General features: G+C 64.4%; 26 protein-coding genes. 11 read left to right on the forward strand and 15 right to left on the reverse strand.

Annotated elements, in window-relative coordinates:
- Positions 1 to 61: 61 nt before the first annotated feature.
- Positions 62 to 1,279: an ABC transporter substrate-binding protein gene (locus D4Q52_RS09995; protein ID WP_119856398.1), complete on the forward strand. Its 1,218-nt coding sequence runs from the start codon at positions 62 to 64 to the stop codon at positions 1,277 to 1,279.
- A 108-nt stretch (positions 1,280 to 1,387) separates the two neighbouring features.
- On the opposite strand, the gene D4Q52_RS10000 is transcribed toward D4Q52_RS09995, so the two are convergent.
- The 5 genes from D4Q52_RS10000 to D4Q52_RS10020 all read right to left on the reverse strand — a co-directional run bounded on the left by D4Q52_RS10000 (position 1,388) and on the right by D4Q52_RS10020 (position 5,934).
- On the reverse strand, positions 1,388 to 1,987 hold the full coding sequence (locus D4Q52_RS10000) for a ferric reductase-like transmembrane domain-containing protein (RefSeq protein WP_119856399.1): 600 nt from the start codon (positions 1,985 to 1,987) through the stop codon (positions 1,388 to 1,390).
- 49 nt (positions 1,988 to 2,036) lie between these two features.
- Positions 2,037 to 2,525 carry a Twin-arginine translocation pathway signal gene (locus D4Q52_RS10005; protein ID WP_119856442.1) on the reverse strand — a complete coding sequence of 163 codons (489 nt, stop codon included), beginning with the start codon at positions 2,523 to 2,525 and terminating at the stop codon, positions 2,037 to 2,039.
- 235 nt (positions 2,526 to 2,760) lie between these two features.
- Positions 2,761 to 3,450 carry an ABC transporter ATP-binding protein gene (locus D4Q52_RS10010; RefSeq protein WP_119856400.1) on the reverse strand — a complete coding sequence of 230 codons (690 nt, stop codon included), beginning with the start codon at positions 3,448 to 3,450 and terminating at the stop codon, positions 2,761 to 2,763.
- Complete coding sequence (locus tag D4Q52_RS10015) at positions 3,443 to 4,669, reverse strand: ABC transporter permease (protein ID WP_119856401.1); 1,227 nt, start codon at positions 4,667 to 4,669, stop codon at positions 3,443 to 3,445. The genes D4Q52_RS10010 and D4Q52_RS10015 overlap by 8 nt, the downstream gene beginning before the upstream one ends.
- A complete protein-coding gene (locus D4Q52_RS10020; RefSeq protein ID WP_119856402.1) occupies positions 4,666 to 5,934 on the reverse strand; it encodes an efflux RND transporter periplasmic adaptor subunit in 1,269 nt (422 codons plus the stop codon). The genes D4Q52_RS10015 and D4Q52_RS10020 overlap by 4 nt, the downstream gene beginning before the upstream one ends.
- Before the next feature lie 145 nt (positions 5,935 to 6,079).
- Between D4Q52_RS10020 and D4Q52_RS10025 the strand changes: the two genes are divergently transcribed.
- The 3 genes from D4Q52_RS10025 to D4Q52_RS10035 all read left to right on the forward strand — a co-directional run bounded on the left by D4Q52_RS10025 (position 6,080) and on the right by D4Q52_RS10035 (position 7,690).
- The gene (locus tag D4Q52_RS10025; RefSeq protein WP_119856403.1) at positions 6,080 to 7,102 is read left to right on the forward strand and encodes an alpha/beta fold hydrolase; all 1,023 of its coding nucleotides are present in this window, start codon (positions 6,080 to 6,082) and stop codon (positions 7,100 to 7,102) included.
- 71 nt (positions 7,103 to 7,173) lie between these two features.
- Entirely contained in the window at positions 7,174 to 7,425 is a 252-nt protein-coding gene (locus tag D4Q52_RS10030; protein ID WP_119856404.1) for a hypothetical protein, read from the forward strand.
- Positions 7,426 to 7,459: 34 nt separating this feature from the next.
- Positions 7,460 to 7,690 carry a DUF3222 family protein gene (locus tag D4Q52_RS10035; protein ID WP_119856405.1) on the forward strand — a complete coding sequence of 77 codons (231 nt, stop codon included), beginning with the start codon at positions 7,460 to 7,462 and terminating at the stop codon, positions 7,688 to 7,690.
- A gap of 171 nt (positions 7,691 to 7,861) precedes the next feature.
- On the opposite strand, the gene D4Q52_RS10040 is transcribed toward D4Q52_RS10035, so the two are convergent.
- The 3 genes from D4Q52_RS10040 to D4Q52_RS10050 are packed head-to-tail and all read right to left on the reverse strand — an operon-like array spanning position 7,862 to position 11,714.
- On the reverse strand, positions 7,862 to 9,094 hold the full coding sequence (locus tag D4Q52_RS10040) for a carboxylate-amine ligase (protein ID WP_119856406.1): 1,233 nt from the start codon (positions 9,092 to 9,094) through the stop codon (positions 7,862 to 7,864).
- Positions 9,084 to 10,862: an N-acetylglutaminylglutamine amidotransferase gene (locus D4Q52_RS10045; RefSeq protein WP_119856407.1), complete on the reverse strand. Its 1,779-nt coding sequence runs from the start codon at positions 10,860 to 10,862 to the stop codon at positions 9,084 to 9,086. Before D4Q52_RS10045 ends, D4Q52_RS10040 begins: the two co-directional genes overlap by 11 nt.
- Before the next feature lie 27 nt (positions 10,863 to 10,889).
- Positions 10,890 to 11,714: a class II glutamine amidotransferase gene (locus D4Q52_RS10050; RefSeq protein ID WP_119856408.1), complete on the reverse strand. Its 825-nt coding sequence runs from the start codon at positions 11,712 to 11,714 to the stop codon at positions 10,890 to 10,892.
- Positions 11,715 to 11,898: 184 nt separating this feature from the next.
- On the opposite strand from D4Q52_RS10050, the gene D4Q52_RS26465 reads away from it, so the two are divergent.
- The 3 genes from D4Q52_RS26465 (at position 11,899) to D4Q52_RS10070 (ending at position 14,215) form a co-directional block, all read left to right on the forward strand.
- The gene (locus tag D4Q52_RS26465; RefSeq protein ID WP_182915279.1) at positions 11,899 to 12,072 is read left to right on the forward strand and encodes a hypothetical protein; all 174 of its coding nucleotides are present in this window, start codon (positions 11,899 to 11,901) and stop codon (positions 12,070 to 12,072) included.
- 53 nt (positions 12,073 to 12,125) lie between these two features.
- Positions 12,126 to 12,644 carry a DUF2243 domain-containing protein gene (locus tag D4Q52_RS10060; RefSeq protein WP_119856410.1) on the forward strand — a complete coding sequence of 173 codons (519 nt, stop codon included), beginning with the start codon at positions 12,126 to 12,128 and terminating at the stop codon, positions 12,642 to 12,644.
- Between the two features lie 266 nt (positions 12,645 to 12,910).
- On the forward strand, positions 12,911 to 14,215 hold the full coding sequence (locus D4Q52_RS10070; protein ID WP_119856412.1) for a UDP-glucose dehydrogenase family protein: 1,305 nt from the start codon (positions 12,911 to 12,913) through the stop codon (positions 14,213 to 14,215).
- Between the two features lie 185 nt (positions 14,216 to 14,400).
- Here the strand turns inward: D4Q52_RS10070 and D4Q52_RS10075 are convergent, their stop codons facing one another.
- The 6 genes from D4Q52_RS10075 to D4Q52_RS10100 all read right to left on the reverse strand — a co-directional run bounded on the left by D4Q52_RS10075 (position 14,401) and on the right by D4Q52_RS10100 (position 20,227).
- A complete protein-coding gene (locus tag D4Q52_RS10075; RefSeq protein WP_119856413.1) occupies positions 14,401 to 15,519 on the reverse strand; it encodes a cobalamin-independent methionine synthase II family protein in 1,119 nt (372 codons plus the stop codon).
- A gap of 20 nt (positions 15,520 to 15,539) precedes the next feature.
- Positions 15,540 to 16,262 carry an ABC transporter ATP-binding protein gene (locus D4Q52_RS10080; protein WP_119856414.1) on the reverse strand — a complete coding sequence of 241 codons (723 nt, stop codon included), beginning with the start codon at positions 16,260 to 16,262 and terminating at the stop codon, positions 15,540 to 15,542.
- Complete coding sequence (locus D4Q52_RS10085; RefSeq protein WP_119856415.1) at positions 16,255 to 17,007, reverse strand: ABC transporter ATP-binding protein; 753 nt, start codon at positions 17,005 to 17,007, stop codon at positions 16,255 to 16,257. The genes D4Q52_RS10080 and D4Q52_RS10085 overlap by 8 nt, the downstream gene beginning before the upstream one ends.
- On the reverse strand, positions 17,004 to 18,026 hold the full coding sequence (locus tag D4Q52_RS10090) for a branched-chain amino acid ABC transporter permease (RefSeq protein WP_119856416.1): 1,023 nt from the start codon (positions 18,024 to 18,026) through the stop codon (positions 17,004 to 17,006). Before D4Q52_RS10090 ends, D4Q52_RS10085 begins: the two co-directional genes overlap by 4 nt.
- A 4-nt stretch (positions 18,027 to 18,030) precedes the next feature.
- The gene (locus D4Q52_RS10095) at positions 18,031 to 18,897 is read right to left on the reverse strand and encodes a branched-chain amino acid ABC transporter permease (protein WP_119856417.1); all 867 of its coding nucleotides are present in this window, start codon (positions 18,895 to 18,897) and stop codon (positions 18,031 to 18,033) included.
- A 154-nt stretch (positions 18,898 to 19,051) separates the two neighbouring features.
- On the reverse strand, positions 19,052 to 20,227 hold the full coding sequence (locus D4Q52_RS10100) for an ABC transporter substrate-binding protein (protein ID WP_119856418.1): 1,176 nt from the start codon (positions 20,225 to 20,227) through the stop codon (positions 19,052 to 19,054).
- A gap of 382 nt (positions 20,228 to 20,609) precedes the next feature.
- Here D4Q52_RS10100 and D4Q52_RS10105 point away from each other — a divergent pair, with 382 nt between their 5' ends.
- Both D4Q52_RS10105 and D4Q52_RS10110 read left to right on the forward strand, forming a co-directional pair.
- Entirely contained in the window at positions 20,610 to 20,891 is a 282-nt protein-coding gene (locus D4Q52_RS10105; protein ID WP_119856419.1) for a hypothetical protein, read from the forward strand.
- Between the two features lie 100 nt (positions 20,892 to 20,991).
- The gene (locus tag D4Q52_RS10110; protein WP_119856420.1) at positions 20,992 to 21,579 is read left to right on the forward strand and encodes a DUF2939 domain-containing protein; all 588 of its coding nucleotides are present in this window, start codon (positions 20,992 to 20,994) and stop codon (positions 21,577 to 21,579) included.
- 292 nt (positions 21,580 to 21,871) lie between these two features.
- Here the strand turns inward: D4Q52_RS10110 and purU are convergent, their stop codons facing one another.
- Positions 21,872 to 22,732, reverse strand: coding sequence for a formyltetrahydrofolate deformylase (gene purU / locus D4Q52_RS10115; protein WP_119856421.1), 861 nt, complete (start codon positions 22,730 to 22,732; stop codon positions 21,872 to 21,874).
- Between the two features lie 131 nt (positions 22,733 to 22,863).
- On the opposite strand from purU, the gene D4Q52_RS10120 reads away from it, so the two are divergent.
- Both D4Q52_RS10120 and D4Q52_RS10125 read left to right on the forward strand, forming a co-directional pair.
- Positions 22,864 to 23,706, forward strand: coding sequence for a uroporphyrinogen-III synthase (locus D4Q52_RS10120; protein WP_119856422.1), 843 nt, complete (start codon positions 22,864 to 22,866; stop codon positions 23,704 to 23,706).
- 179 nt (positions 23,707 to 23,885) lie between these two features.
- Positions 23,886 to 25,115, forward strand: a complete 1,230-nt coding sequence (locus tag D4Q52_RS10125) for a branched-chain amino acid ABC transporter substrate-binding protein (protein ID WP_119856423.1) — start codon at positions 23,886 to 23,888, stop codon at positions 25,113 to 25,115.
- The last annotated feature ends 103 nt before the right edge of the window (positions 25,116 to 25,218 follow it).

Below are 25,218 nucleotides of genomic sequence, written 5' to 3' on the forward strand. Positions count from 1 at the left end.
CCTACTATCGATCCCGCAGACGATCGAAAAGATCGCGCCGAGAAGAATGGGATGGATACAAATGAGACTGATCAAACTTGCGGCCGTGATTGCGGCCACGTCGTTGCTTGCGCCTGGCGCCGCGCTCGCGCAGAAGGCCTACGGCCCCGGCGCCAGCGACACCGAGATCAAGATCGGCAATTTCGTGCCCTACAGCGGCCCGGCCTCGGCCTACGGGATCGTCGGCCAGGTCGAGATCGCTTATGCCAAGATGCTGAACGACAATGGCGGCATCAACGGCCGCAAGATCAACTTCCTCTCGTATGACGACGCTTATTCGCCGGCGAAAGCAGTCGAGCAAGCCCGCAAGCTGGTCGAAGGCGACGAGGTGCTGTTCTTGTACCAGACGCTCGGCACGCCATCGAACACCGCCGTGATGAAGTACTTGAACCAGAAGAAGGTGCCGCAGCTGATGGTGTCGAGCGGCGGTACGCGGTTCGGCGACGATCCCAAGACCTATCCGTGGACGATGCCGTTCAATCCGCCCTACCAGGCGGAAGGCCGGATCTATGCCAAGTGGATCCTCGCAACCCATCCGAACGCCAAGATCGCCGTGCTGGTCGCGAATGACGATTACGGCAAGGACATCTACAAGGGCGTCAAGGACGGGCTCGGCGCCAAGACGTCGATGATCATTTCGGAAGCGACTTACGATTTGACCGATCCGACCATCGACTCGCAGATGGCCAAGCTCAAGGCTTCGGGCGCCGACATGTTCCTCAATTTGTCGACTCCAAAATTCGCCGCGTTGGCGATCCGCAAGCTGGGCGAACTCGGCTGGAAGCCGATCCACGTTCTCAACAACGTGTCGGCATCGGTGGGTGCCGTGATCAAGCCCGCCGGCATGGACTTTGCGCAGGATGCGATCACTGCGAGCTACATCAAGGATCCGACCGACCCGACCTGGCAGAACGATCCGGGCATGAAAGAGTGGGGCGCATTCCTGGACAAATACATGCCGGGCGCCGATCGCTCGAACGGCCTGCTGCTGTATGGCTACGGCGCCGCGCAGACGCTCGAGCATATCCTGAAGCAGGCCGGCGATAACCTGACGCGGGACAACATCATGAAGGTCGCGACCAGCCTGAAGGGCTACGCACCGTCGGCGCTGCTGCCGGGGATCACCATGAACACCTCCCCGACCGACCACTTCCCGATCGAACAGATGCAACTAATGCGCTTCAAGGGAGACCGCTGGGAAATGTTCGGCGACGTGATCGAGGCCAAGCTGACGAACTAGTCGGGCTCGTCGCGACGACGACGTCATGCGCGGGCCGACCCCGCGTATGACGTCCATCGCAAGGCGAGCCGTGCGATCCTTCGATTTGGTTGTCGAACAGCAGTGCGTTCACCGTTGTGCAGGGTCTTGTACGCGCCAGCGGGCCCGCTTTCTCCACACCCGCAGGTCGACCATGACCGTTGCGGCCGCAGCGACGACCAGCGCGCACAGCGCCGCCTTCGACATCGTTTCCATCGTCCCCTCGATCAGCATGCCGTGAACGACGCTGCCCATGACGATCACCACGGCAAGCAGCATGTGGGCGATCCGCCACCGCCGCGGCCCCAAGCCCAATCGTCGGCGGAAGGCTGCGAGCAGCGCGACGGCAAAGATCGCCCACATCGCGACCACGCCCCACGGGGAAAACGGCGTCGGCGACGTGAAGGTGAGAGCGTCGATCATGTCCGGCGGGCTGGTGTACCACAGACCGGCGACGTGGATCAGCACCGCGACCACCAGCGTGCCGCCGATCCAGCGATGCGTACGCCGCGCGCGCCAGGCCGACACCCCCGGCAAATATCCGCCGATCAGCAAAGGCTGAACCAGAACGAGACCGAGTGCGACGATGCCGGCGAACCCGGCCACGATATAGACCGGATCCCGCCATTTGAGCAGAGGACTCATGGCTGCGGCGATGATCGGGACGCCGATGGCTGTCGCAAGGGCCATCCAAATCAGCGTCGCCCTCACCCGGTTCACGCCTTGAGGATCCACTCAGTCAGGCCGGCTGCAGGACGAAATGTGCTTCCATGCTGGTGTCTTTGGCGCTGCGCATGACTGGACGCAGGAATACGGTTTTGAACTCGCCGCTGTCATAAGCGAGGTGCCCATGCGGCTGGCCGAACACCGGAATGATCTGCGGCATCTCGAGACGGAACTCGCCGTCCTTGTTCGTGAGCGTGGCGCCGTGACTGCGCTGCTCGTGCTCCTGCCCTTCGACCGTATGCGCCCAAATCTGGATGCGCTGCCCGGCGAGCGGAGCGCCGTCGCCCGCACGCCGAACGGTTCCGGTCATCCAAAAACCTCCGCCGCCGATCCGCTCCACGATCGGGGCGCCTTTGCGATAGTTGTTAGCCCCGCCCGACATCGACGAGGTCGGCGCGAGCCCTTCCGCGCGGGCGGGCTGCAGCAGCCCGGACATGCCGGCCGCCAGAACGGAACCTCCGCCAACGAGGAGCGTGCGGCGATTCAAGACAACCGTGCTCATGTTCATCCCTTCCTCAAGATTGGCGACTGCCGCGACGTCACAGCAGTCTTCTGAACTTAGCGGAGATGCTCTGGAATAACAGCCGAGGCCGTCGAGGACACTGCGAGCCGCAATAAAAGTCTTGTGAACAGGAGAAGCATTGCCCGGCGCGATGCGGACGGATGGAACATTGGCAGACACAAAATCCAGCGGCTGCGGCGCAACGTAGCAGGCACGTCGTTCGCCGGGCGCCGGACTAATCGCTTGGCTCCGCGATCCATCCGTCCACCACGCGCACGATGCGGTCGCAACGTGCCGCCAGATCGTCGTTGTGAGTTACCAGCAGGAAGGTCGTGCCACGCTCGCGGTTGATTTCGCGCATCAACTCGAACACGTCGTCGGCGGATTTGGTGTCGAGGTTGCCGGTCGGCTCGTCGGCGAGCACGAGGTCGGGATTCATCGCGAGCGCGCGGGCGATGGCGACGCGTTGCTGTTGGCCGCCGGACATGTTGGTCGCACTGTTGTTGCGCCACCTAGCCAGCCCGACACGCTCGAGCAGATCGTCGGCGCGCCGCTCCATCGCCGCGTCCGGCCGCCCGCGGTCGACCAGCATCGGCATCATCACGTTCTCACGCGCGGTGAACGCCGAGATCAGATAATGATACTGAAACACGAAGCCGATGGCGCGGCCCCGCAGCTGCGTCAACGCGCCGTCGCCAAGCTGGCCGGTGTCCTCGCCGTTGATCAGCAACCGACCCGCGGTCGGCCGATCGAGCAGGCCGATGATGTTGAGCAGCGTCGATTTGCCCGACCCCGAGGGTCCCATCAACGCGAGGAAATCGCGTTCGTCCAACGCGAGGTCGATGCCGTGCAGCACCTCGGTCTCGGCCGGAGTGCCGACATTGTAGGATTTGCGGATGCCCTCGAGGCGCAGGACTTCAGCCACGGATCGCCACCACCGGATCGAGCCTTGCCGCGCGCAGCGCGGGCGCGATCGCCGCTGCCACGCCGGTGAGCGTCGCCAGCAGCGACGACGCGATGAACAGTTCGGAGTCCAGGATCAGCGGAAATAGTTCGCTGCCGTCGACCTGGCGCGCCGACCGGTGCCACGCGAACAGCGCCAGCGCACCGAGGCCGGAGCCGATCGCCGCGCCCACGAAGCCCAGCAGGCCACCCTGTATCAGAAAGACGCGGAGGATCTGGCCGCGCCGCGTGCCCATGGCGCGCAGGATGCCGATGTCCTTCGAGCGCTGGATCACCGAGACGATCAGCACCGCGGCGATGCCGAACGCCACCGACAATCCGACGAACAGCCGGATCAGCGTGTTGGAATTCTGCTGCGCCTTGACAGCGGTGAAGAACTGCGCGTTGGTGCGGATCCAGCTCTCGGCTTTCACCGGCAACGTCGCCTGGATCTCCTGCGCGGCGCTCTCGGCGGTGTAGATGTCCGCCACGGTGATGTCGATCGACGTGATGCCGCCGATCAGGCCGAGCATGCTCTGGGCGTTGCGCAGCGTCACGAAGGTGTTGCGCTGGTTGGCGGCCTTGTTGCCGAAATCGAAGATGCCCTTGATGGTGAGGATGCGATTGCCGGCGAGCGGCGTCGAGACGATGATCTTGTCGCCGAGCGACGCGCCGAGATCGCGCGCCAGTTCGACGCCGATCAGGATGCCCTCGGTGGTGATCTGGGCTTCGCCGGCGATGATGAAATCCGGCACCTTGACGATCTGAAAATAGATCTCGGGCTCGATGCCGTACAGCGTGATGGCCCGGCTGGTGTCGCCGCGCAGCGCCAGCGCCGAGCCCGACGCCGTGGCGGCGGCGTGGACGACGTCCGGCCGCGCCTGCATTTCGGCGCGGAGTTTCGGCCACTGATCGATCGAGATCATCCGCTGCGTCGGTCGCTGCACCGTCGCGATCTCGACGGTGTCCGGCTCGTCGCGCAGCGGCCGCGCCACCTGATCGGGCGGGATCAGCTGGATCTGGGGCTGCGAGGTCAGCACGCGCTTGATGAAGTTGGCCTGCAGCCCGGCCAGCATCGCCGACATGAAAACGATGACGCCGACCCCGATGGCGATGCCGCCGACAATCACCAGTGTCTGTGTGGCGCCGTCGAGCAGGAAGCGCACGGCGGCGATCCACTCGAATGGCAGCCAGCGCTTCACGGCACCACCACGCGGACGCGATCCCCGGGCTTTACGCCGGTGGCGAGCGGGATCACGCGATCGCCTGGAGCGAGGCCATCGAGGATCTCGTAGGCACCAACGCCGCGCAGCCCGAGCCGGACCGGCTGGCGCACGGCGCGGCCATGCTCGGCCTTCAGCACATAGGGCGCCGTCGTCGCGTCGTTGACGGCGCGCGCCGCGATCACCACCGCATTGTCGCGGCGGGCAGTAGCGATGTCGACCGACACCGTCATGTCCTGGCGCAGATAGTCCGGCGGCTCCTCGACCTTCAGCTTGATCTCGACCGAGGCGCGGTTGATGTCGACCGATGGGTTGATGTAGCTGAGCGTCGCCTTGAAGCGTCTGTCCGGGTAGGCGTCGGCCGAGGCCAGCGCCTGCTGGCCGAGCGCGAGCTGGCCGAGATTTTTCTCGTCGATCTGCACCACGATCTGGCTGTCCCCCGCCGGCGCCAACACCAGCAGCGCCTTGCCGGGCTGCACCACGCTGCCGCGTTCGACCTTGCGGGTGATCAGCACGCCGTCGCGCGGCGCGACGATGCTGGCATAGCCGAGCCGCGCCCGCGTGGTATTGAGCGTGGCGCGGGCCTGGCCGAGCTGGGTTTCGGCCATGACGTAGTCGCTGCCGACCGGGCTCGACGTATAGACCTGCAATTCGGCGGTCCGCACCAGGGTGCGGGCGACGTCGAGATTCTTGGTCGCCTCGTCGAGGGTCGCTTTGGTCCCGTAGCCCGATGCCGCCAGCTTCGAGGCGCGCGCATAGGCCGCTTCGGCGTTAAGCAGATTGGCCCTTGCCTGCTGCAGCGATTGATCGGCGGCCGGCTTGGTCAACTCGCGGAGCTGGCGTACCCGCGCTTCGGCCTGCGCCACCGCGCCTTCGGCCTGCACCACCGCGGCCCTCAATTCGCTCGCCTCGATCGCGATCAGCTGCTGGCCCTCGCGAACGACCTCGCCTTCGTGCACCAGCACGTCGGCGACCGTGCCGGTGATCTGGCTGCCGATCTCGACGCGGTACGGGGTCTCGATATGCCCCGACGCGACCACGCTCTGCACCAGATTGGCGCGCTCGGCCACGACGGCGGCGACCTGCGGCCCGAGCATCAGCCGCGCCAGACCGAGCCCGGCCGCGAGCACCACCAGCCCGCCGGCGAGCAACGACCATTTGCGGCGCCAGACCGCACTCGCCCAGCGACGCCCCGCAGGCAGCCGTAACGGCGGATCGGCCGGCTGATCGACTTTGCGCAGCATGGCATCCTATCGTTGCAATGCCGAGCCGTAGCCCGCGGGCCCGGCGGCGCTATTGCGGAAGATCAATTGCGCCGACCTCCGCGCATGATCAAATTCCCGTGGTTGTTGCGGACCTTGTCCGCGCTGTTGTCGACAAGGACACCGAATGATCGCCGCTGTCGTGCTGGTGCTGATCGCTGCCGCGCTGCTGTTCGGCTCCGGCTGGCTGTCCTGCACGATCGCGCGCAGGCTGGAAGCGAAATTTCCGCCGCAGGGCGTGTTCGTCACCGCCAACGGCGTGAGGATGCACGTGCTCGATCTGCCTCCTGAGCACCCTTCCGATCGCACGCTGCCGACCGTCCTGCTGGTGCATGGCGCCAATCTCTGCAGCGAGGACATGCGGCTGGCGCTCGGGGCGCGGCTGGCACGACGGCTGCGGGTCATCATCCCGGACCGGCCGGGACAGGGCTACAGCGCGCCGGGGCTGGGTCCGCTCGCATCCCCCGCCTATCAGGTCACCCTGCTCCGCGAAGTGCTGCGCGAGCGCGGCGTGACCGGCCCGCTGATCGTAGTCGGACATTCGTTCGGCGGGTTGATCGCGCTGCGCTATGCGCTCGACAATCCCGACACCGTGCAGGGTCTGGTGGTGATCAACCCGACCACCCATCCGCGCCCCCACGGCATTCGCTGGATCCAGCGAGCTTTCGACGTGCTGATGAAGCCGTCGATCAACTACACCGTGCTGCCGCCGATGTTCATGGCGATGATGGACCGCGTCGCGACGCGTATCTTCCGACCGGAGCCGCCGCCGCCCGACTACGCCGAGCGCAGCCGGCTCGGTCTGGCGCTGATGGCGAAGCGGTTTTCCGGCAGCCTGCAGGAATATTCCGGGCTGCGCGAGCAATTGATCGATCACGTACCGCGTTACCCCGCGGTGCAGGCGCCGACCGTGATCATCGCCGGCAGCGCCGATCCGGTGGTGCCGCCGCAAATTCATGCCGAGGCGCTGGCGCAAGCGCTACCCCGCGCCCGGATGATCCGGATCCCCGGCGCCGGGCACATGGCGCACCATGCCCATGCGGACGCCATCGCCGCCGAGATCGAACGGCTGGCGGGCTGCAGCGGCGGAGCGACCCCGCTGCGGGCGGTGGAGCGCCGGTGGCCAGCCGAGAGCCAGCAACCGGCTTGACATCGGCAGGTCCAGCAATGAAACCCGAACCGGTTCAGCCGCGTTCCACCCGACAGGCAGGAGAATCCCGTATGACCGTCTTCAAGCTGATCTGCGCCGTCGCTGTCGTGTCGCTCGCAGCCAGCGCGCCCGCGGCGGCCAAACACAAGCACCGGCATCACCATCGCCATCACGGCGTGGGCTCGCTCTACATCCACAATTACGGCCCGCCGGTCTGGCCCGGCCAGACCTATGCCTATTATGACGGTCCGACATCGGCGCTGTGCAAACAGAGCGCCGCGGCCTATCGCGGCCAGGATGGCCGCCGGCATCCGTGCTATTGATGAACGAGCGCAGCCCAAAACCGGACCTGAGGCCATGACCGACTTCGCCGCCCCGGAAGACATCCGCAAGGTCGCCACGGCCCTTCTGAAGACGGCGATCGAGATCGTCTCCGAGGAGGACGGCGGCGCGCACAATCAATGCAAGCTGTGCAATGCCTCGGTGCCTTGGCTGCAGACCGGCGACGAGATCAAGCACGCTCCGGACTGCCCGGTGGTGCTGGCACAGCGCATCCTGTCGTCGAAGCCGCGGCTGCACAGCGTGTAGCAACGCCATCCGTCTCGCCGCCGACTCATTACAAAAACGACCTCTTACCCGTCATTGCCAGTGCAGCGAAGCAATCCAGCGCCATGCTCGACGCTTGTGGATCGCTTCGCTGCGCTCGCGGTGACGGATGCCCAATCTTGCCCATCAAGCCAACTGGCAGATCATCCCGCCTCAACTGACTGCATTCCGCGCCGTCGGCGCTGTCGAGGGGCCGACTTCGGCAATGGTCTCCTCGGCGATCCAGCGGGTCACGGCGCGGAGGTCGCCGCCGCTCTGTTCGAAAACGCGGAGCTGCGCATCGGCGGAACTGCCGCGTCGCAGGATGTTGCGACAGGCCGCAACCTCCTCCTCGCAACCGAGCACGGCGGCGTCCTCGCGGACCAGCTCGATCGTCCGGTCGAGCGCTTCGGCGAGCGGGATCGCACCGTCACGTGAGGCAAAGCTGCAGCCAGTCCCGTAGCGCTGCGCCCGCCATTTATTCTCCACCGCGATCGCCCGCTCGACGGCATCGACCTTCGGCGTTTCCGGCATTTCACCGATATGCCGCACCAAAGCCCGATACAGGCAGGCGATCGACACCGCATCGTCGAGCCGCGTGCACACGTCGGGCGCGCGCAGCTCAAGGGTTGGATGCCGAAAGGACGGACGGATCGCCCACCAGACATGGGTCTCGTCGGGCATCACGCCGGATTTGACCAACGCGTTGATGTAGTCCTCGTAGCCGCGCTGGTCTTCGAACAGCTCCGGCAGGCCGGTGCGCGGCAGCTCGCTGTAGGCGGCGAGCCGGTAGCCGCGCAGGCCGGTATCTTCCGAATTCCAGAACGGCGACGAGGTCGACAGCGCCAGGAACAGCGGCAGATGCGGGATCATCGCGCACATCACGGCGAACCGCTTGTCGGGCTCGGGGGTCTGCACGTGCACGTGCATGCCGCACAACATGTTGCGGTGTCCGATGATCTGCAGATCCTCGAGCATCTCGAAATAGCGCGGCTTCGGACTCGGCTGCGACGCCCGCCACGAGGCGGTCGGGTGCGTGCTGCAGGCCATGATGGCAAGGCCGTATTGCGCGGCGACGGCGGCGACCTCGCGGCGCAGGAAGCGCAGTTCTTCGCGCGCATCCTTCGGGTCGACATGGACGTTGGTGGCGACCTCGATCTGCGCCTGCAGCATTTCGCGCATCACCTGTCCACCAGTCGACCAGTTCGCCGCCTCGAACAGTTCGTTGGGCGTCAGTACAGCGGCCTCGCCGGTTGCCGCGTCGGCGAGGAAGTACTCCTCCTCGATGCCGAACGAGTAGCCGGCCGAGACCGTGTCGACCCCCGCCGCCGAACGGATGACGAGATGGCGGTGATCGCCGCTCAGATGAAGCCGCAGCCGCTCGATGATCTTCGGATCAAATTGCATGTTCTTGCAACCATGCTTCAAGCAGAGCCGCCTGCCACAGCCGGGAATGACCTTTCGGGCTCTTCTCCGCCTCGGGATTGTCCAGCATGTGATCGACGAATTCACGCCGGTACAGCCCGCGTTCGCGCGCTGCGGGGGAATTCAGCACATCCCGGACATAATCGAGAAATTCTCCGCGGAGATGCCGCAAAGACGGTACCGGGAAGTAACCCTTGGGTCGGTCGATCACCTCCGCCGGCAGCAACGACCGCGCCGCCTGCTTGACGATGTATTTGCCGCCGTCGGCGACCTTGAGCCGCGACGGCATGCGCGCGGCGAGCTCGACGACCTCGTGATCGAGGAACGGCACTCGCGCTTCCAGGCCGTGCGCCATCGTCATGTTGTCGACACGCTTGACCGGATCGTCGACCATCATGATTTCCGCGTCGATTTGCAGCGCCTTGTCGACGGCGGATGTCGCGCCGGTTCGGGCGAAGAACGATTCGACGAAGGCCGTACTGTGATCGTCTTCGACATCCTCCGCCAGCAATCTGCGCAGATCGTCCTGCTGCCAGTCGAAGTAGGAATCGCGATACTGCTGGGTGGCGTCGTTCGTCGTCAGGAACGACGGATACCAACTATAGCCGCCGAAAATCTCGTCGGCGCCCTGCCCGCTCTGCACCACGCGGACGCGCTTGGCGACTTCGCGCGACAGCAGGTAGAACGCGACCGAATCGTGGCTGACCATCGGCTCCGACATCGCGCGGATCGCGTCCGGCAACACGCCGAGCGCCTCGCTGCCGTCGATGCGGATCTGTTCGTGCTCGGTGCCGAAATGTCTGGCAACGATGTCCGAGTAGTAGAACTCATCGCCGCTCTGGCCGCCGACGCTGTCGAACCCGATCGAAAAGGTGCGAACGCTGCCGTGCCCCAGCTTGGCCAGCAGCGCAACGATCAGCGACGAATCGAGGCCGCCCGACAGCAGCACGCCGACCGGCACGTCGGCAACGCGGCGCCGATCGACCGCTGCCAGCATCGCGTCATTGACGGCCTCGGCCCATTCCTGCTCGCTGAGCTGGCGGTCGCCGGAGCGCTCGCCGACCGTGAACTGCCAATAGCGTTCGGTCTTGCGCGTGCCGTCCGGCTCGATGGTCAAGATGGTCGCGGGTTCCAGCTTCCTGACGCCCTTGAGGATGGTGCGCGGCGCCGGCACGGCAGCGTGGAAGCTGAAGAAATGCTGCAGCGCGACCGGATCGAGCGTGCGATCGACGCCGCCCACGGCGAGCAGCGCCGGCAGGCTGGACGCGAAACGGAAGAAGCCGTCGCCCTCGGTGTAGTACAGCGGCTTGATGCCGAGGCGATCGCGGACTAGCACCACGCGGCCGCTGTCGCGCTCCCACAGCGCGAAGGCAAACATGCCCTTGAACCGCCGCACGCACTCCACACCCCAGGCATGGTACGCCTTGATGATGACTTCGGTGTCGCCTTCGGAGAAGAACCGATAGCCCTTGCCCTCCAGCTCCGCCCTCAAGTCGCGGAAATTATAGATGCAGCCGTTGAAGACGATGCCGAGACCGAGTTCGTTGTCGATCATCGGCTGTTGCGAGGTCGACGACTGATCCAGAATGGCGAGACGACGATGGCCGAATGCCATCGAGCCGTGCTCCAAGCCGTGCGCGAACACGCCTTCCGCATCCGGACCGCGCGATTGCATCGACCGCGTCATCGTCCAGAATTCCGGAAACCGAACCTCACCTCGGGTGCGGATTTCTCCGCAGATACCACACATCTCCAAAGGCCTCGCTTTGCTACTTTTTCAGGCGCGCGCGATAACCTTTTGAGCAGCCCGATGTTCCGATTTCATCTCGGGTTCATCCGGCATGAAGGCCAGCAGTTCAACTTGATGTGCAGAGCGCGACAACAAGACGTGATTGTTGGGAACCTCTGTCCAGGTCGGTTCGCCGTCATACGGCTCTGAAGCGACGATCAAGCGATCGCCGGCCTGCCTATAGTACAACGAGTTCGCCGTGTCGTTTTCTGCGAAGCGAAAAGCATAGAGTTCGTGACCATTGGCAAGGGCCGCGGTGAACCGCATGCGCTCGCGCAGGCCACTCTCGTTGAGCAGCGCGCGGAGCCTTGTCATCACGTCGCGCGTCGCGGCAATTGGATCCTCGTCGATCCCAGCCCCCATGATGGCCAGGAACAGCGCCTCCGAATCCGTATTGCCGTTACGCGACGGATACAAGGCATCTGGTATCATCGCCTCGATACGACGCCGCAGCCTGCTCCAACTGCCGACAAAGCCGTTGTGCATGAACATCCAACGTCCGCAGGCGAACGGATGACAATTCTGACGGGTCACCGGCGTGCCGGTGGCCGCGCGCACATGTGCAAAGAACATATGCGATTGCAGGTGCCGGCAGAGATAGCGCAAATTCTCGTCCGACCAGGCCGGCCGCGTCTCGCGATACAGCCCTGGCTCGGGATGCACGCCATACCAGCCGAGTCCGAAGCCGTCGCCATTGGTGGGCCCAGCCGATTCGCGGGCCCGCAGACTTTGCGTGATCAGCGAATGCACCGGCTCGGTGACATAGTTCTCGAAGAGAGTGGCCTCTCCCCGATAGGCAATCCAACGACACATCGGAACCTCGGAATGATGCGCGCAGGATTCCTCGCCCGCCGGAGGCGCGGCGCTGCGCGTCGAGGATCAATCGCCGCAACCGGCTCGGGTTCCGCGCTCCTCACGCATAGGAACGTCAAGCTCTGCGCATCATTGAGCAGTGGAGCGAGCCGAGCGAGCGACGACACTCACGCAGGAGGCCATCATGTCGAAACTTCCGCCTATTCCGCCGGAGCAGCGCAGCGACAAGGGCCCAGGATCGGACCCGCAGGTTGAGGCCAAAGACACGGTGCCAGGCCGCGAGAATTTCGACAGCCAAGGCCGCCAGGGTAACATCAAGCAGAACACCACCAATAAGGGTTATCAGCAGGACCGATGATCAGGCGCTCGTCCGATGTTCGTTTGTGCAGCCAATACGAAACGGGGCGATCCATGAAGCGGGCCGGGATGGTTGCGGACACCTACCCGTTTCCGGCGTCGGCCGGCGTGCTGTTCGGCCTCGGGCTCGGCGGCTTCTTCGACGGCATTGTGCTGCATCAACTGCTGCAATGGCACCACATGCTGAGCGGCTGGTATCCGGTTAACACGCTCGACAACCTCGCGCTGAACACGACCTGGGACGGCATCTTCCACAGCCTGACCTATCTCTTCCTCGTCGGCGGCCTGTTCGTCGCTTGGCGCGCCTCGCAACGTGCGCGGTTGCGCTGGTCGAGCGTGCGCTTCGTCGGCCTGTTGCTGATCGGCTGGGGCTTGTTCAACGTCGTTGAAGGCGTGATCGATCACCAGATCCTCGGCATTCACCGCGTCAACGAAACCGTGCCGGAAGCACAGCGCATTTATTGGGACATCGGCGTTCTCGCCTGGGGCGCCGCGATGCTCGTCGGCGGCTGGCTGATGGCCCGCAGTCATGCAGGACCAGGCAGTGCCGATCTCGTCTCCCGACCGCAGTAGGCCTCACGCGCGCCGCATTCCATCGGTGCTTATCTATGTCGGCTTTGCCGCACTGAGTACACTCGCCACCTTCCCCGCTTGGCGAGTCTACGCCTTCGGCCTCAACTTGGACGATCTGCTACGCTTGCGCTGTTTCTGACCGTTTTATGTGCATGTGCACGCCCTGCTGCACAGTGAGGGTGGCGAGCTGTCATTTTGCAACGCCGGTATTTCTGCTAAGAGGTCGCCAGGGCCGTACTTGGGGGCCGAGTGGGAATGAGCGTACCATGCGAATTGCAATGATTGGGACGGGCTATGTCGGCCTGGTGTCGGGGGCCTGCTTTGCCGATTTCGGCCATCACGTTACCTGCGTCGATAAGGATTCTAATAAAATCGCCGCCTTGCATCGCGGCCAGATTCCCATTTACGAGCCTGGATTGGACGAATTGGTCGCCACCAACGTCAAGGCCGGGCGTCTCGATTTCACGACCGATCTGACAGCCCCCGTCGGCGACGCGGACGCCGTGTTCATCGCGGTGGGAACGCCGTCGCGTCGTGGCGACGGCCATGCCGACCTCAGCTACGTCTATGCGGCGGCGCGCGAGATCGCCGCGGCATTGAAGGAGTTTACCGTCGTGGTGACCAAGTCGACCGTACCGGTTGGTACCGGCGACGAAGTCGAGCGGCTGATCCGCGAGACCAATCCCGGCGCCGACGCGGCCGTCGCCTCGAACCCGGAATTCCTGCGCGAGGGCGCGGCTATCCGCGACTTCAAATTTCCCGATCGAATTGTCATCGGCACTTCGGACGAACGTGCCCGCAAGGTGCTCGGCGAGATCTATCGGCCGCTGTCGCTCAATCAGGGCCCGCTGATGTACACGGCGCGGCGCACCGCCGAACTGATCAAATACGCCGCGAACGCCTTCCTCGCGACCAAGATCACCTTCATCAACGAGATGGCGGATCTTTCGGAGAAAGTCGGCGCCGACGTCCAGGACGTCGCCCGCGGCATCGGCATGGACAACCGCATCGGTTCGAAGTTTCTGCACGCAGGTCCGGGTTTCGGCGGCTCATGTTTCCCCAAGGACACCCGCGCGATCGTGCAGACCGCACACGATCACGACGTACCGCTTCGCATCGTCGAAGCTGTGCTGTCCGTCAATGACAACCGCAAGCGCGCCATGGCTCGCAAAGTCTCGCACGCGCTCGGTGGCAATCTGCGCGGCAAGACGGTCGCGGTGCTCGGCCTGACCTTCAAACCGGACACCGACGACATGCGCGATGCGCCGTCGATTCCGCTGATCACCGGCCTGATCGACATGGGCGCAACCGTACGCGCCTTCGACCCGGTGGGTATGGCACAGGCCAAGGCTGAGCTTCCCGATATCACCTATTGCGAAGATGCCTATGATTGCGCGCAGGGCGCCGATGTGCTCGTGATCGTCACCGAGTGGGTGCAATTCCGTGCGCTCGATCTGCCGAAGCTCAAGGGCACGATGAAGCAGCCGGTGATCGTCGACCTGCGCAACGTGTACCGGCCGGAAGAGATGGCCGAACACGGCTTCGCGTATCACGGGGTGGGACGCGGCTGAAGTCGCAGCCTCACCACGCGTCATGCCCGGCCTCGTGCCGGGCATCCACGCCTTGCTGTCAGACATGCAGAAAAGGCGTGGATGGCCGGGACAAGCCCGGCCATGACGGCACCGGAGAAGTACTCAGTTCAAACAAGCCGACAACAATGGCCGGCGCTGCTACGCCGGCCGATTGATGGCGAGGCTTACTTACCCCAGACTTCCTGCGCGACTTCCACCGCGAGGCGCAGCTTGTCCCACTGCTCCTGCTCGCTGAGGATGTTGCCTTCCTCGGTCGAGGCGAAGCCGCATTGCGGCGACACCGCGAGTTGCTCCAGCGGGGCGAACTTGGCGGCTTCTTCGAGACGGCGCTTGATGTCTTCCTTCTTCTCGAGTTCGCCGAATTTCGAGGTGATGACGCCGACCACCACGACCTTGTTGCCCTTCGGCAAGAAGCGCAGCGGCTCGAAGCCGCCTGCGCGCTCGGAATCGTATTCGAGGAAGTAGCCGTCGTAGTTGATGCCGGCGAGCAACGTTTCGGCCACCGGCTCGTAGCCGCCCGAGGAGATCCAGGTCGAGCGGAAATTGCCGCGGCAGACATGCGTAGTGATCACCATGTCGGCGGGCCGGTCGGCGATCGCGTAGTTGATCACGCGGGCGTAGATCTGCTGCAGATTGTCCGGATCATCGCCGCGGGCACGGGCCTTCTCGAGTTCGTCCGGCGAGCACAGATACGCCCATACGGTGTCGTCGAACTGCAGATAGCGGCAGCCGGCGTCGTAGAACGCCTTGACGGCCTTGCGATAGGCCTTGGCCAGATCCTCGAAGAACACGTCGAGATCCGGGTAGACCTCCTTGGAGATCGCCTTGCGGCCGCCGCGGAAGTGCAGCACCGCCGGCGACGGGATGGTCATCTTGGCGGTGACATGGGCGATGTCGGCGTGCTTCTTGAGAAAGCGGAAATGATCGAGCATCGGGTGGGTGTCGGAGAAATCGACCTTGCCGATGACGCGGATCGAATCGTTGCGGGTCTGCACGCCGGCGAACTGGATGCCGGTGTCAGGGTGATAGAGTTCGCAGCCGTCGAGATGGCTGAGGAAATCGAAATGCCACCACGAGCGGCGGAACTCGCCGTCGGTGGCGAGCTTGAGGCCGATCGCGGCCTGCTTGTGGACGACCTTCTCAATCTCGCTGTCCTCGATCTTCTTCAGATCGGCCGCGGTGATTTCGCCCTTCTCCAGCTTGGCGCGCGCTTCCTTGATGCTTTGCGGGCGGAGCAGGCTGCCGACTTCGTCGGCGCGGAAGGGGGCTTTGGTTCTCTGCATCGTCTCACTCCCAGGCAGGATCAGCTCTTGGTGGCAGCGGCGCCGGAGACGCCGAGATAGCGTTCGAGTGTCGCCGGATCGTCCTTCAGCGCAGCGCTGGGCGCTTCGTGAACGATCGTTCCGCGCTCCAATATCACAACGCGGTCCGCGAGCCCGAGGATTTTTCGCGCATTCTGCTCGACGATGATCGAGCAGATGCCGCCGGAGCGCGTAATCGCGCCGATCGCTTTGAGAAGCTCGTCGACGATGATCGGCGCGAGGCCCTCGGTCGGCTCGTCGAGCAGCAGCAGCTTCGGATTGAGCGTCAGTGCGCGGCCGATCGCCAGCATCTGCTGTTCGCCGCCTGACAGCTGATTGCCGAAATTGCTGCGTCGCTCTTCGAGCCGTGGGAACATCTCGTAAATGCGCCCCACCGTCCACGGCCCGGGCCGCGCCACCGCGGTGAGGTTCTCCTCGACGGTGAGCGACTTGAAGATATTGCGCTCCTGCGGCACCCAGCCGATCCCGGCGCGCGCCCGCTGGTCCGGCCGCAGCGCGGTGATATCGACGCCGCCGAGAGCGATCCGGCCGGAGAAGCGCCGGGTGACGCCGACCAGCGAATTGATCAGCGTGGTCTTGCCGGTGCCATTGCGGCCGAGCAGCGCCAGCACCTCGCCATCCGCGAGCCGCAACGACATGCCGGGGATCACGACGGCCTCGCCATAGCCGGCGCGCAATTTCTCGATCGTCAGCAGCTCAGACATCGGCGTCCTCGCCGAGATACACCGCCTTGACCTGCGGATCGCGTGCGACCTCGTCGGGCCGACCTTCGGTCAGAAGCGCACCGGAGACCAGCACGGAGATGCGGTCGGCGAACGAGAATACCAGGTCCATGTCGTGCTCGATCAGCAGCACGGTGACGTCGCGCGGCAGATTGGCGACGGCGGCGAGGATATCGTGGCGCTCGCTCTCCGGTACGCCGGCGGCAGGTTCGTCGAGCAGCAGCACGCGCGGCTTGGTGGCGATCGCCACGGCGATCTCCAAGAGGCGCTGCTTGCCATAGGGCAAGCGGCCAGTCGGCTCGTTCATCACATCGAGCAGATGGAAGCGCGACAACGTCTCGGCGATCTCGTCGTTGATGTCGGCGCGGGTACCCATCCGCCGCCACCAGTCGCCGCCATGGCCGGACCGCTCCGACACCGCGAGGCCGATGGTCTCAAGCGGCGTCAGATCCGCATAGAGCTGATTGATCTGGAAGGTGCGCGACAGCCCGCGCAGCACGCGGCTGTGCACCGGCAGCGCGGTGATATCCTGGCCTTCGAGCAGAATGCGGCCGCCATTCGGCTTCAGCACGCCGGTGAGCAGGTTGATCACCGTCGTCTTGCCGGCGCCGTTCGGGCCGATCAGCGCGTGGCGTGCGCCGGGCGCAATGTTGAGAGACAAATTGCGGGTGACGTGGAGGCCGCCGAAATGCTTGTCGAGCCCGATGGTCTGCAGCGCGTAGCTCATGCGGCACCCCCGCCGGCCGGCTTTGAGCCACGCAGCAGCTTCATCACCTGGCGCGGCAGATACAGCACCCAGCGCTCCAGCCGCTCGCGGCCGATCAGTACGATGGTCACCAGCACCAGGCCGATCCAGAACAGCCAGTATTGCGGCGTGATGGTCGAGAAGATTTCCTGCAGGATCTTGAAGATCACCGCGCCGATCAGTCCACCATAGAGATAGCCGGTGCCGCCGAGAACCAGCACCAATACGAGATCGGCCGAGCGCTCGAACGAGAACACGTCGAGCGAGGCCAGCTGCGTGGTCTGGGTGAACAGCGCGCCGGCGATGCCGGCGTAGAACGCGCCGAGCGTGTAGATCGCGACCAGCCGGCGGTTGACCGGAATGCCGACCGCCGCGGCCCGCAGCGGGTTGTTACGGATCGCGCGCAGGCTGAGACCAAACGGCGAATGCACGATGCGCCGCGCCAGCAGGAACATCACGAACAGCACCGCGACGCTGTACCAGAACCCGACCTTGCCGAAGATGTCGAACTCGAACAATCCGAGGATCGGCTGCATCACGATGCCCTGCAGGCCGTCGGTGCCGCCGGTGATGTTGGAAAAGCGTTCGGCGAGCGCCTCCATCAGCAGCGCAATACCGAGCGTCACCATCAGCCGGGTGAGGTCGACGCCGCGGATCACCAAAAAGCTGGTGGCGAAACCGAGCACGCCGGCGGCCAGCCCAGCAACCAGCAGCGCCAGTACCGGCTCGGGCACGATCCCGTGCAGCGCCATCAGCCCCGCCGCATAGGCGCCGACGCCGAAGAATGCGGCGTGGCCGAGCGAGACGATGCCCGCATAGCCGAGGATCAGGTCAAGCGACAGCGCGAACAGGCCGATGCGCACGATGTCGGTCATGATCAGATAGCGCGACGGAAACAGGAAGCCGACGGCGATCAGCGCCAACCAGAACACCAATTCGGCGGCGCGCCAGCGCGCGCTGCGGCGGGCGTGGAAACCGACATTGTCTGCGGACGCAGTCATGGCGTCACCGCGCGGCGGTGCGGCCGAAAAGGCCGTTGGGGCGCCAGATCAGGATCACGATCATGATGGTGTAGATCATGAACGGGCCCATCTTCGGCAGATAGTATTTGCCGGCGACGTCGCCGATGCCGAGCAGCAGCGAGGCCAGGAACGGGCCGGTGATCGAGGACGAGCCGCCGACCGTGACGACGATCAGAAAGTAGATCATGAACTTCAGTGGGAAATACGGATCGAGCCCGAGGATCTCGGCGCTGAGCGCGCCGCCGAAGCCGGCAAGCCCGCAGCCGAACGCAAAGGTCAGCGCGAACACCTGCGGCACGTTGATGCCGAGACCGGAGGCAACACGCGGATCGTCGACCGCGGCGCGCAGCCGGCTGCCGAACCGCGTCTTCGCCAGCGTCAATTGCAGCGCGACGGTGAGCAGGCCGCAGATCACGATGATCATCAGCCGGTAGCGGCCGATGCCGACGCCGAACAGGTCGATCTGGCCCTGCAGCACCTCCGGCAGCGTGATGAACACGCGCGACGAGCCCATGATGAAATCGACCGCCGCCACCGACATGAAGACGAGCCCGACGCTGAACAGCACCTGATCGAGATGCGAGCGGTCGTAGAGATGGCGGTACAGCAGCCGCTCGAACAGCGCGCCGATCAGCGCGCTGGCGAGAAACGCGATCGGCAGCGCCGCGAAGAACGGCCAACCCATCTTGTTGACCAGCACGGCACAGACATAGCCGCCGGCCATCGCGAAGGCGCCGTGCGCGAGGTTGACGAAGTTCATCAGCCCCAGCGTCACCGCCAACCCGCACGCCAGCACGAACAGCAACATGCCGTAAGCGACGCCGTCGAACAGGATGGTGAGCAGGGTCATCGAGCTTCAATCATCAGCGTTCGTCATTCCGGGATGCGCCCCCTCTTCGGGGCGCAGGCCCGAAATCCATACCCCCTGTGGGTGGTTATGGATTCCGGGCTCGCGCTTCGCGCGCCCCGGAATGACGAACGTCAAGGCCGGGGCGCGTCGTCGCTTACTTCTTCGTCTTGCCGGGGTCCTTCACGGCGTCGAACTTGGCGAATTCGACGTTGTAGAGTTCGCCGTCGACCTTCTCGACCTTGCGGATGTAGATGTCCTGGACGATGTCGCGGGTCTCGGGATCGATCGAAATCGGGCCGCGCGGGCTCTCCCACTTCATTCCCTTCATCGCCGCAATCAGCGAGTCTCCGTCGGTCTTGCCGGCGGTCTTCTTCAGCGCCTCGTAGATCAGATGAATGCCGTCATAGCCGCCGACCGCCATGAAGCCCGGACGCTGGCCGAACTCCTTCTTGTAGTCGGCAACAAACTCCTTGTTCATCGCCGAGGGATGCGCGGCCGAATACATGTGGGCGGTGACCACGCCGAGCGCGGCGTCGCCCATGCTGTTCAGGAGATCGTCGTCCATCACGTCGCCGGGGCCGATCACCTTGATGCCGCTCTTGTCGAGGCCGCGCTCGGCGAACTGCTTCATGAAGTTGCCGCCCTGCCCGGCCGGCACGAACACGAACATCGCGTCAGGCTTGGCGTCTTTCATGCGCTGCAGGAAAGGAGCAAAATCCGGATTGGCGAGCGGCACCTTGATCTCTTCAACGATCTGGCCGCCGCCTGCGGTGAAATTCTCCTTGAACGAGGCGAGCGCGTCGTTACCGGGCGCGTAGTCCGAGGTCAGCGTCGCGACCTTCTTGATGCCGTTCTTGGCGGCCCAGTCGCCGATGATGCTCGAGGATTGCGGCAGCGTGAACGAGGTGCGGACGATATAGGGCGAGCGCTCGGTGATGATCGAGGTACCGGCCGCCATCACGATCTCCGGCACTTTGGCCTGGGTCGCGAGCGGCGCCGCGGCGAGCGCCGCCGGGGTGATCCCGAAGCCGGCGATCACGTTCACCTTGTCGTTGACGATCAGTTCCTGCGCCATCCGCTTGGTATTGTCCGGGATCGCGGCATCGTCTTTCAGGATGACTTCGATCTTCTTGCCGGCGACGGTGGCACCGTGCTTCTTCATGTACAGCTTGACCGCATTGTCGATCTGCTTTCCGGTCGACGCCTGGCCGCCGGTCATCGGCACGATCAGCCCGATCTTGAAGACGTCCTCGGCCTGCGCCACGATCGGTGTGGCCGCCGCGATCGCGATGCAGGCGGCCTGCAGCAGTGTTCGTCTGCCAATCAGCATGAGTGTTTCCTCTTGTCCCTACGCTTTGCGTCCGAGGTTTTTACCCCGATTCCATCTTAGCCGAGGTGCCGCCGCTGTGTCTTGGGGCAACGCTCATCGCCGTAGCACGCCGTCGGAAGAGGCGTCCGATAGAAGGCGACGCCGCTGATTGGCCCCGGCCCCTGATGCGACAGCCAAGGCGCCAGTTGCGCGATCCCAAGACGGCGGATTGGCCACATCATTGCCATGGAAACCGGGATGATGGTGCGATAACAGGTATGCCATATTCGGATAGCAGGAAGATCGGACTGCACGGGTCAGCCGTATCGCTTTCTTGCCCCGCATCATGGTCGCCGCCGCAGTGCCCTGCTACGGCGAATGTTGACGAGATATCGAGATCACAATGCCAGCTAGTTCGTTGCGTCTAACGGTCGCGGCCACCCTTTCGCTCCTGCTTTCCGGCCTGGCCGGCTGCGGCACCGTGAACGAAAAGCTGGCATCCGGAATGGGCGACTACGTCCCGCAGTGGGCGGGCGGTCTGCCCGCCAATGCCCCACCACGTCCAGGGACGGCAAAGTACGACGCCTATATCCGCGAACAGGAGCGCCTGCGCAGCATGCCCGCCGCCGAACGCGAGAAGCTGGAAGGCCAGACCGCCGGGCAGTCGTCCCCGCCGGCGCAATGAGGCGCCTTGTCGGGTTGCTTCACCGAGGTTGGAGCGAAACGGCCGGGCACGAGTTGGTCCTGGCTCTCGGATTCATCCGACGAGGTGCTCGGAGAAGCTAATGCGCCGATTGATCGGCAGTGTCATCGTGCTCGCGATTTTAGCCGCAGCCTATCTGGGTTCGGCCCTGTGGTCGTTGGGAGCTCTCGCCAATGCAGTGCGGGCCGGGGACGGTGCAGCTGTCATTGCGCGCACCGATATACCGTCATTGACTCAGTCCATCGCCGACCAGGTGGTCGCGGCTTATCTCACTCGCATCGGTCAGACGCGCCAAGTCGGCTCCAGTGAGCGGATGCTGATCCGCGCGGCCGGCAGCGGCGTCGCCCAGGCGATGATCAGCAAAATGCTGACGCCGGAGCATCTCACCGAATTCTTGAAAAGCGGGAAACTCCAGGGCGTACCAGACATCCCGCAGCTCACCGGCCTGCCGCGCCTCGCCGATCTCGAGACCGGCGACGTGCTGGCAATGCTGCAACGGTTCCGCTTCATCGAACCGATGGAGTTCGGCTTTCGTGTCGACGGCACCGCCGGGACCGAGGACGTCAGCGAAGTGCGGCTGCATTTCGCCGGGACCGGTTGGAAGCTGTCGGGGCTGACACTGCCCGCCACCGTCGCTCGCGACCTCGCCGCGGCGCTGCCGGCGAAGTAAGCGCCGAGTGGCGACTTAGTGACTTCTACGTGACTTCTACGCGCACAAGCGCGCCGTCCTGTGTATCGGACCCGAAACGCGCCCTTTAAAATCAGGCCTTTTCGTTTCCGCCCGTCATGCCCGGCCTTGTGCCGGGCATCCACGCCTTACGGCGCCAACGATCAGCAAAGGCGTGGATGGCCGGGACAAGCCCGGCCATGACGCGTTGAGACGAAGGTGCATACTTCATAAGCCGCACCCTCGGACACGCTCGCAAGGATGACGCCTCGATGCGTGGCGTAACTCCGTTGGATCAGTTGAACACCACCGTCTTGCGGCCGTTGAGGATGACTCGGTCGTCGAGGTGATAGTGCATGGCGCGGGCCAGTACGCGGCGCTCGATGTCGCGGCCCTTGCGCACAAGATCGGCCGGCGTATCGCGGTGGCTGATGCGCTCGACGTCCTGATCGATGATCGGCCCCTCGTCGAGTGCGCTGGTGACGTAATGCGCCGTGGCCCCGATGAGCTTTACGCCGCGGTCGAATGCCTGGTGATAGGGCCGCGCACCCTTGAAGCCCGGCAGGAACGAATGGTGGATGTTGATGCAGCGGCCGGCGAGGCGCTGGGACATCTCGTCCGACAGAATCTGCATGTAGCGCGCCAGCACCACCAGATCGGTCTTGGTCTGCGCGATCAGCGCGGTGATCGCCGCCTCCTGCTGGCGCCGCGTCTCCTTGCTCACCGGCATGTGGTAGAACGGGATCTCACCGAAATCGAAGCCGCTGAAGGTCTCGCGCGGATGATTTGAGACGATCGCGGTCGGGATCATCGGCAGTTCGCCGATCCGCCAGCGATACAGGATGTCGGCGAGACAGTGGTCGGATTGCGAAACCAGCAGCATCACCCGGCGCCGGGTCTCGCGGTCGCGCATGTGCCAGCCCATCGTGAACTTCACCGCGATCGGGCCGAAGCCGGTGCGCAGGTCGGCAAGCGGCACGACCTTGTCGGAGGCGTTGAACACCACCCGCATGAAGAAGTGTCCGCTTTCGGTGTCGTTGTATTGCTGCGCGTCGAGAATATTCTGGCCGTTCTCGAACAGGAAGGTGGTGACCGCCGCGACGATACCGGCGCGATCGGGACAGGACAGGGTCAGCACATATTGACGATGGGGCATGGCGTTCTTGGTAGCAGCGCAGGCGCGCCGGACGAGCGGAGGCCCCTGCTCTAGCACCGCCTCCGCCCTTGCGCCAATCCCGATCAAAGGCGCAAGATGACCAAAGCGTTGGCGATGGACGGGAATCTGGAATGGCTGGGCGGCTCGACGGGTATCGTATCCTGATCCTCGAGACCCGCGAGGAGGCGCAGTTTTCGCGGCTGCTCGCCGACCAGGGCGCCGTCGTGCTGCAATGTCCGATGGTGGCAATCGTCGATGCCCCCGACTCCGCCCCGGTCGCGGCTTGGATCGACCGGCTGATCCGCGAGCCGTTCGACGATCTGGTGCTGACCACCGGCGAAGGCCTGCGCCGGCTCGCCAAGCTGGCGCGCAGCCAGGGCCGCGACGTCGCCTTCGTCGAAGCCGTCGGCAAAACGCGGCGGTTCGCCCGCGGCCCGAAGCCCGGCCGCGCGCTGCGCGAGCTTGGGCTGGATGCGACCGTCACCACCGAGGAGCCGACTTCGGAGGGGATCATCAGCACCTTATCGCGTTACAATATGGAGAATCGCCGGGTCGGCCTGCAGCTCTACCCCGACAAGGATCACGCCGCGCTGATCGGCGCGATCGTCGCGCAGGGGGCCGGCGTCGATACGGTGCTGCCTTATGCCTATGATCCCCGCGCGGCAGAGGACAACGTGGTGGCGGCGATCGACGAGATGGCGCAAGGTCGCGTCGATGCTATCGCGCTGACCAGCTCGAACCAATTCCGCCGGCTGCTGGATGTGGCGAAAGCGCGCGGCTGCGAAGACCGGCTGCGTCAAGCGCTCCTGACAACCGAGATAGCTTCGGTCGGACCGGTTGTGTCCGACGAACTCAAGCAGCACGGACTGACAGCCACAATCACCCCGCCGGACGGCGCTTTCTTCATGAAGCCACTGATCAGCGCGATGAGCACGGCGCTCAGCGTGCGCCCGCCGCGCGCGGCTTCGCGATGAGACTTGCCTACGCTGCGGGCAACACCGACGCATGTGGCGTCCGGCATTCGGACGGATCGCGCGCACGAAAGTAAGGATGTTTTCTGAAGAACTGCAAAGCCCGGGTTGAAACGTCTCCGTGATCTGCGCTAACACCCGGACAATATCAAAAACCCGGACGGGTCTCAGGGAGGAACCAGATGAAGCGTTTTCTCGCAGCCGTAGCGATCGCGGCGCCGATGTTTACCTCGGCGGCAATCGCCCAGGAAACCGTGAAGATCGGATACATCGATCCGCTGTCCGGTGGCGGTGCCAGCGTTGGTGAAGGCGGACTCAAGACCTTCCAGTATCTCGCCGACGAGCTCAATGCCAAGGGCGGCATTCTCGGCAAGAAGGTCGAGATCGTCCCGCTCGACAACAAGACCAATCCGCAGGAGAGCCTAATTCAGGCGCAAAAGGCGATCGACGCCGGCGTTCGCTACGTCACCCAGGGCAACGGCTCCTCGGTCGCCGGCGCGCTGTCGGACTTCCTGACCAAGTACAACGAGCGCAATCCCGGCAAGGAAGTGCTGTACTTCAACTATGCCGCGGTCGATCCGGTCCTCACCAACGAGAAGTGCAGCTTCTGGCACTTCCGCTGGGATGCGAACTCCGACATCAAGATGGAGGCGCTGACCAACTACATGAAGGACACGCCGGCCGTTAAGAAGGTCTACCTGATCAATCAGGACTATTCGTTCGGCCAGTCGGTTCGTACTCAGGCTCGCGCGATGCTGGCCAAGAAGCGTCCGGACGTCCAGATCGTCGGCGACGAATTGCATCCGCTGCTGAAGATCTCGGACTTCGCCCCCTACGTCGCCAAGATCAAGGCATCGGGCGCCGACACGGTGGTGACCGGCAACTGGGGCCAGGACATCGCGCTGCTGCTGAAGGCCGCCGCTGACGCCGGCCTCAAGGTCAGCTGGTACACCTACTATGCCGGCGGTGCCGGTGGCCCGACTGCGATCAAGCAGACTGGCCTCAATCACCAGGTGTTCCAGATCACCGAAGGCTTCGCCAACGTCGAACACAAGCAGTCGCAGGATTTCGAAAAGACCTTCCGTGAAAAGGTCAACCTGAGCCTGTGGTATCCGCGCGCCGTAAACGAGATGCGGATGTTCGCCGCCGCGGCCGAAAAGGCCAAGTCGCTCGACGCCGTCAAGGTCGCCCAGGCGCTGGAGGACATGAAGTTCGAAGTGTTCAACGGCGGCGAAGGCGTGATGCGCAAGGACGATCACCAGTTCTTCCAGCCGATCTACATCTCGTCGTTCGGCGATATCCCTGCGGGTCAGTTCGACGAAGAAAAGACCGGCTGGGGCTGGAAGCAGGTCGCCAAGATCGACACCGCCCAGACCATGCTGCCGACCACCTGCAAGATGGACCGGCCGTAAGGCTCGCACGTCGCTCCTCCCTCTCCCCGCTTGCGGGGAGAGGGTCGGGGTGAGGGGGCGTCTCGCGGGGCGGGCGCGCCGAGAAGGCCCCACACCCCGCATT

The sequence above is a fragment of the Rhodopseudomonas palustris genome (assembly GCF_003591005.1).
GTDB classification, from domain to species: Bacteria; Pseudomonadota; Alphaproteobacteria; order Rhizobiales; family Xanthobacteraceae; genus Rhodopseudomonas; species Rhodopseudomonas palustris_K.

Excerpts from the sequence above, each read along its gene's own strand:
- D4Q52_RS09995 (WP_119856398.1), top strand. The coding sequence starts at position 62 with ATGAGACTGATCAAACTTGCGGCCGTGATTGCGGCCACGTCGTTGCTT.
- D4Q52_RS10000 (WP_119856399.1), bottom strand. The coding sequence starts at position 1,987 with ATGGCCCTTGCGACAGCCATCGGCGTCCCGATCATCGCCGCAGCCATG.
- D4Q52_RS10005 (WP_119856442.1), bottom strand. The coding sequence starts at position 2,525 with ATGAGCACGGTTGTCTTGAATCGCCGCACGCTCCTCGTTGGCGGAGGT.
- D4Q52_RS10020 (WP_119856402.1), bottom strand. The coding sequence starts at position 5,934 with ATGCTGCGCAAAGTCGATCAGCCGGCCGATCCGCCGTTACGGCTGCCT.
- D4Q52_RS10025 (WP_119856403.1), top strand. The coding sequence starts at position 6,080 with ATGATCGCCGCTGTCGTGCTGGTGCTGATCGCTGCCGCGCTGCTGTTC.
- D4Q52_RS10030 (WP_119856404.1), top strand. The coding sequence starts at position 7,174 with ATGACCGTCTTCAAGCTGATCTGCGCCGTCGCTGTCGTGTCGCTCGCA.
- D4Q52_RS10035 (WP_119856405.1), top strand. The coding sequence starts at position 7,460 with ATGACCGACTTCGCCGCCCCGGAAGACATCCGCAAGGTCGCCACGGCC.
- D4Q52_RS10040 (WP_119856406.1), bottom strand. The coding sequence starts at position 9,094 with ATGCAATTTGATCCGAAGATCATCGAGCGGCTGCGGCTTCATCTGAGC.
- D4Q52_RS10045 (WP_119856407.1), bottom strand. The coding sequence starts at position 10,862 with ATGTGTGGTATCTGCGGAGAAATCCGCACCCGAGGTGAGGTTCGGTTT.
- D4Q52_RS10050 (WP_119856408.1), bottom strand. The coding sequence starts at position 11,714 with ATGTGTCGTTGGATTGCCTATCGGGGAGAGGCCACTCTCTTCGAGAAC.
- D4Q52_RS26465 (WP_182915279.1), top strand. The coding sequence starts at position 11,899 with ATGTCGAAACTTCCGCCTATTCCGCCGGAGCAGCGCAGCGACAAGGGC.
- D4Q52_RS10060 (WP_119856410.1), top strand. The coding sequence starts at position 12,126 with ATGAAGCGGGCCGGGATGGTTGCGGACACCTACCCGTTTCCGGCGTCG.
- D4Q52_RS10070 (WP_119856412.1), top strand. The coding sequence starts at position 12,911 with ATGCGAATTGCAATGATTGGGACGGGCTATGTCGGCCTGGTGTCGGGG.
- D4Q52_RS10075 (WP_119856413.1), bottom strand. The coding sequence starts at position 15,519 with ATGCAGAGAACCAAAGCCCCCTTCCGCGCCGACGAAGTCGGCAGCCTG.
- D4Q52_RS10080 (WP_119856414.1), bottom strand. The coding sequence starts at position 16,262 with ATGTCTGAGCTGCTGACGATCGAGAAATTGCGCGCCGGCTATGGCGAG.
- D4Q52_RS10085 (WP_119856415.1), bottom strand. The coding sequence starts at position 17,007 with ATGAGCTACGCGCTGCAGACCATCGGGCTCGACAAGCATTTCGGCGGC.
- D4Q52_RS10090 (WP_119856416.1), bottom strand. The coding sequence starts at position 18,026 with ATGACTGCGTCCGCAGACAATGTCGGTTTCCACGCCCGCCGCAGCGCG.
- D4Q52_RS10095 (WP_119856417.1), bottom strand. The coding sequence starts at position 18,897 with ATGACCCTGCTCACCATCCTGTTCGACGGCGTCGCTTACGGCATGTTG.
- D4Q52_RS10100 (WP_119856418.1), bottom strand. The coding sequence starts at position 20,227 with ATGCTGATTGGCAGACGAACACTGCTGCAGGCCGCCTGCATCGCGATC.
- D4Q52_RS10105 (WP_119856419.1), top strand. The coding sequence starts at position 20,610 with ATGCCAGCTAGTTCGTTGCGTCTAACGGTCGCGGCCACCCTTTCGCTC.
- D4Q52_RS10110 (WP_119856420.1), top strand. The coding sequence starts at position 20,992 with ATGCGCCGATTGATCGGCAGTGTCATCGTGCTCGCGATTTTAGCCGCA.
- purU (WP_119856421.1), bottom strand. The coding sequence starts at position 22,732 with ATGCCCCATCGTCAATATGTGCTGACCCTGTCCTGTCCCGATCGCGCC.
- D4Q52_RS10120 (WP_119856422.1), top strand. The coding sequence starts at position 22,864 with ATGGCTGGGCGGCTCGACGGGTATCGTATCCTGATCCTCGAGACCCGC.
- D4Q52_RS10125 (WP_119856423.1), top strand. The coding sequence starts at position 23,886 with ATGAAGCGTTTTCTCGCAGCCGTAGCGATCGCGGCGCCGATGTTTACC.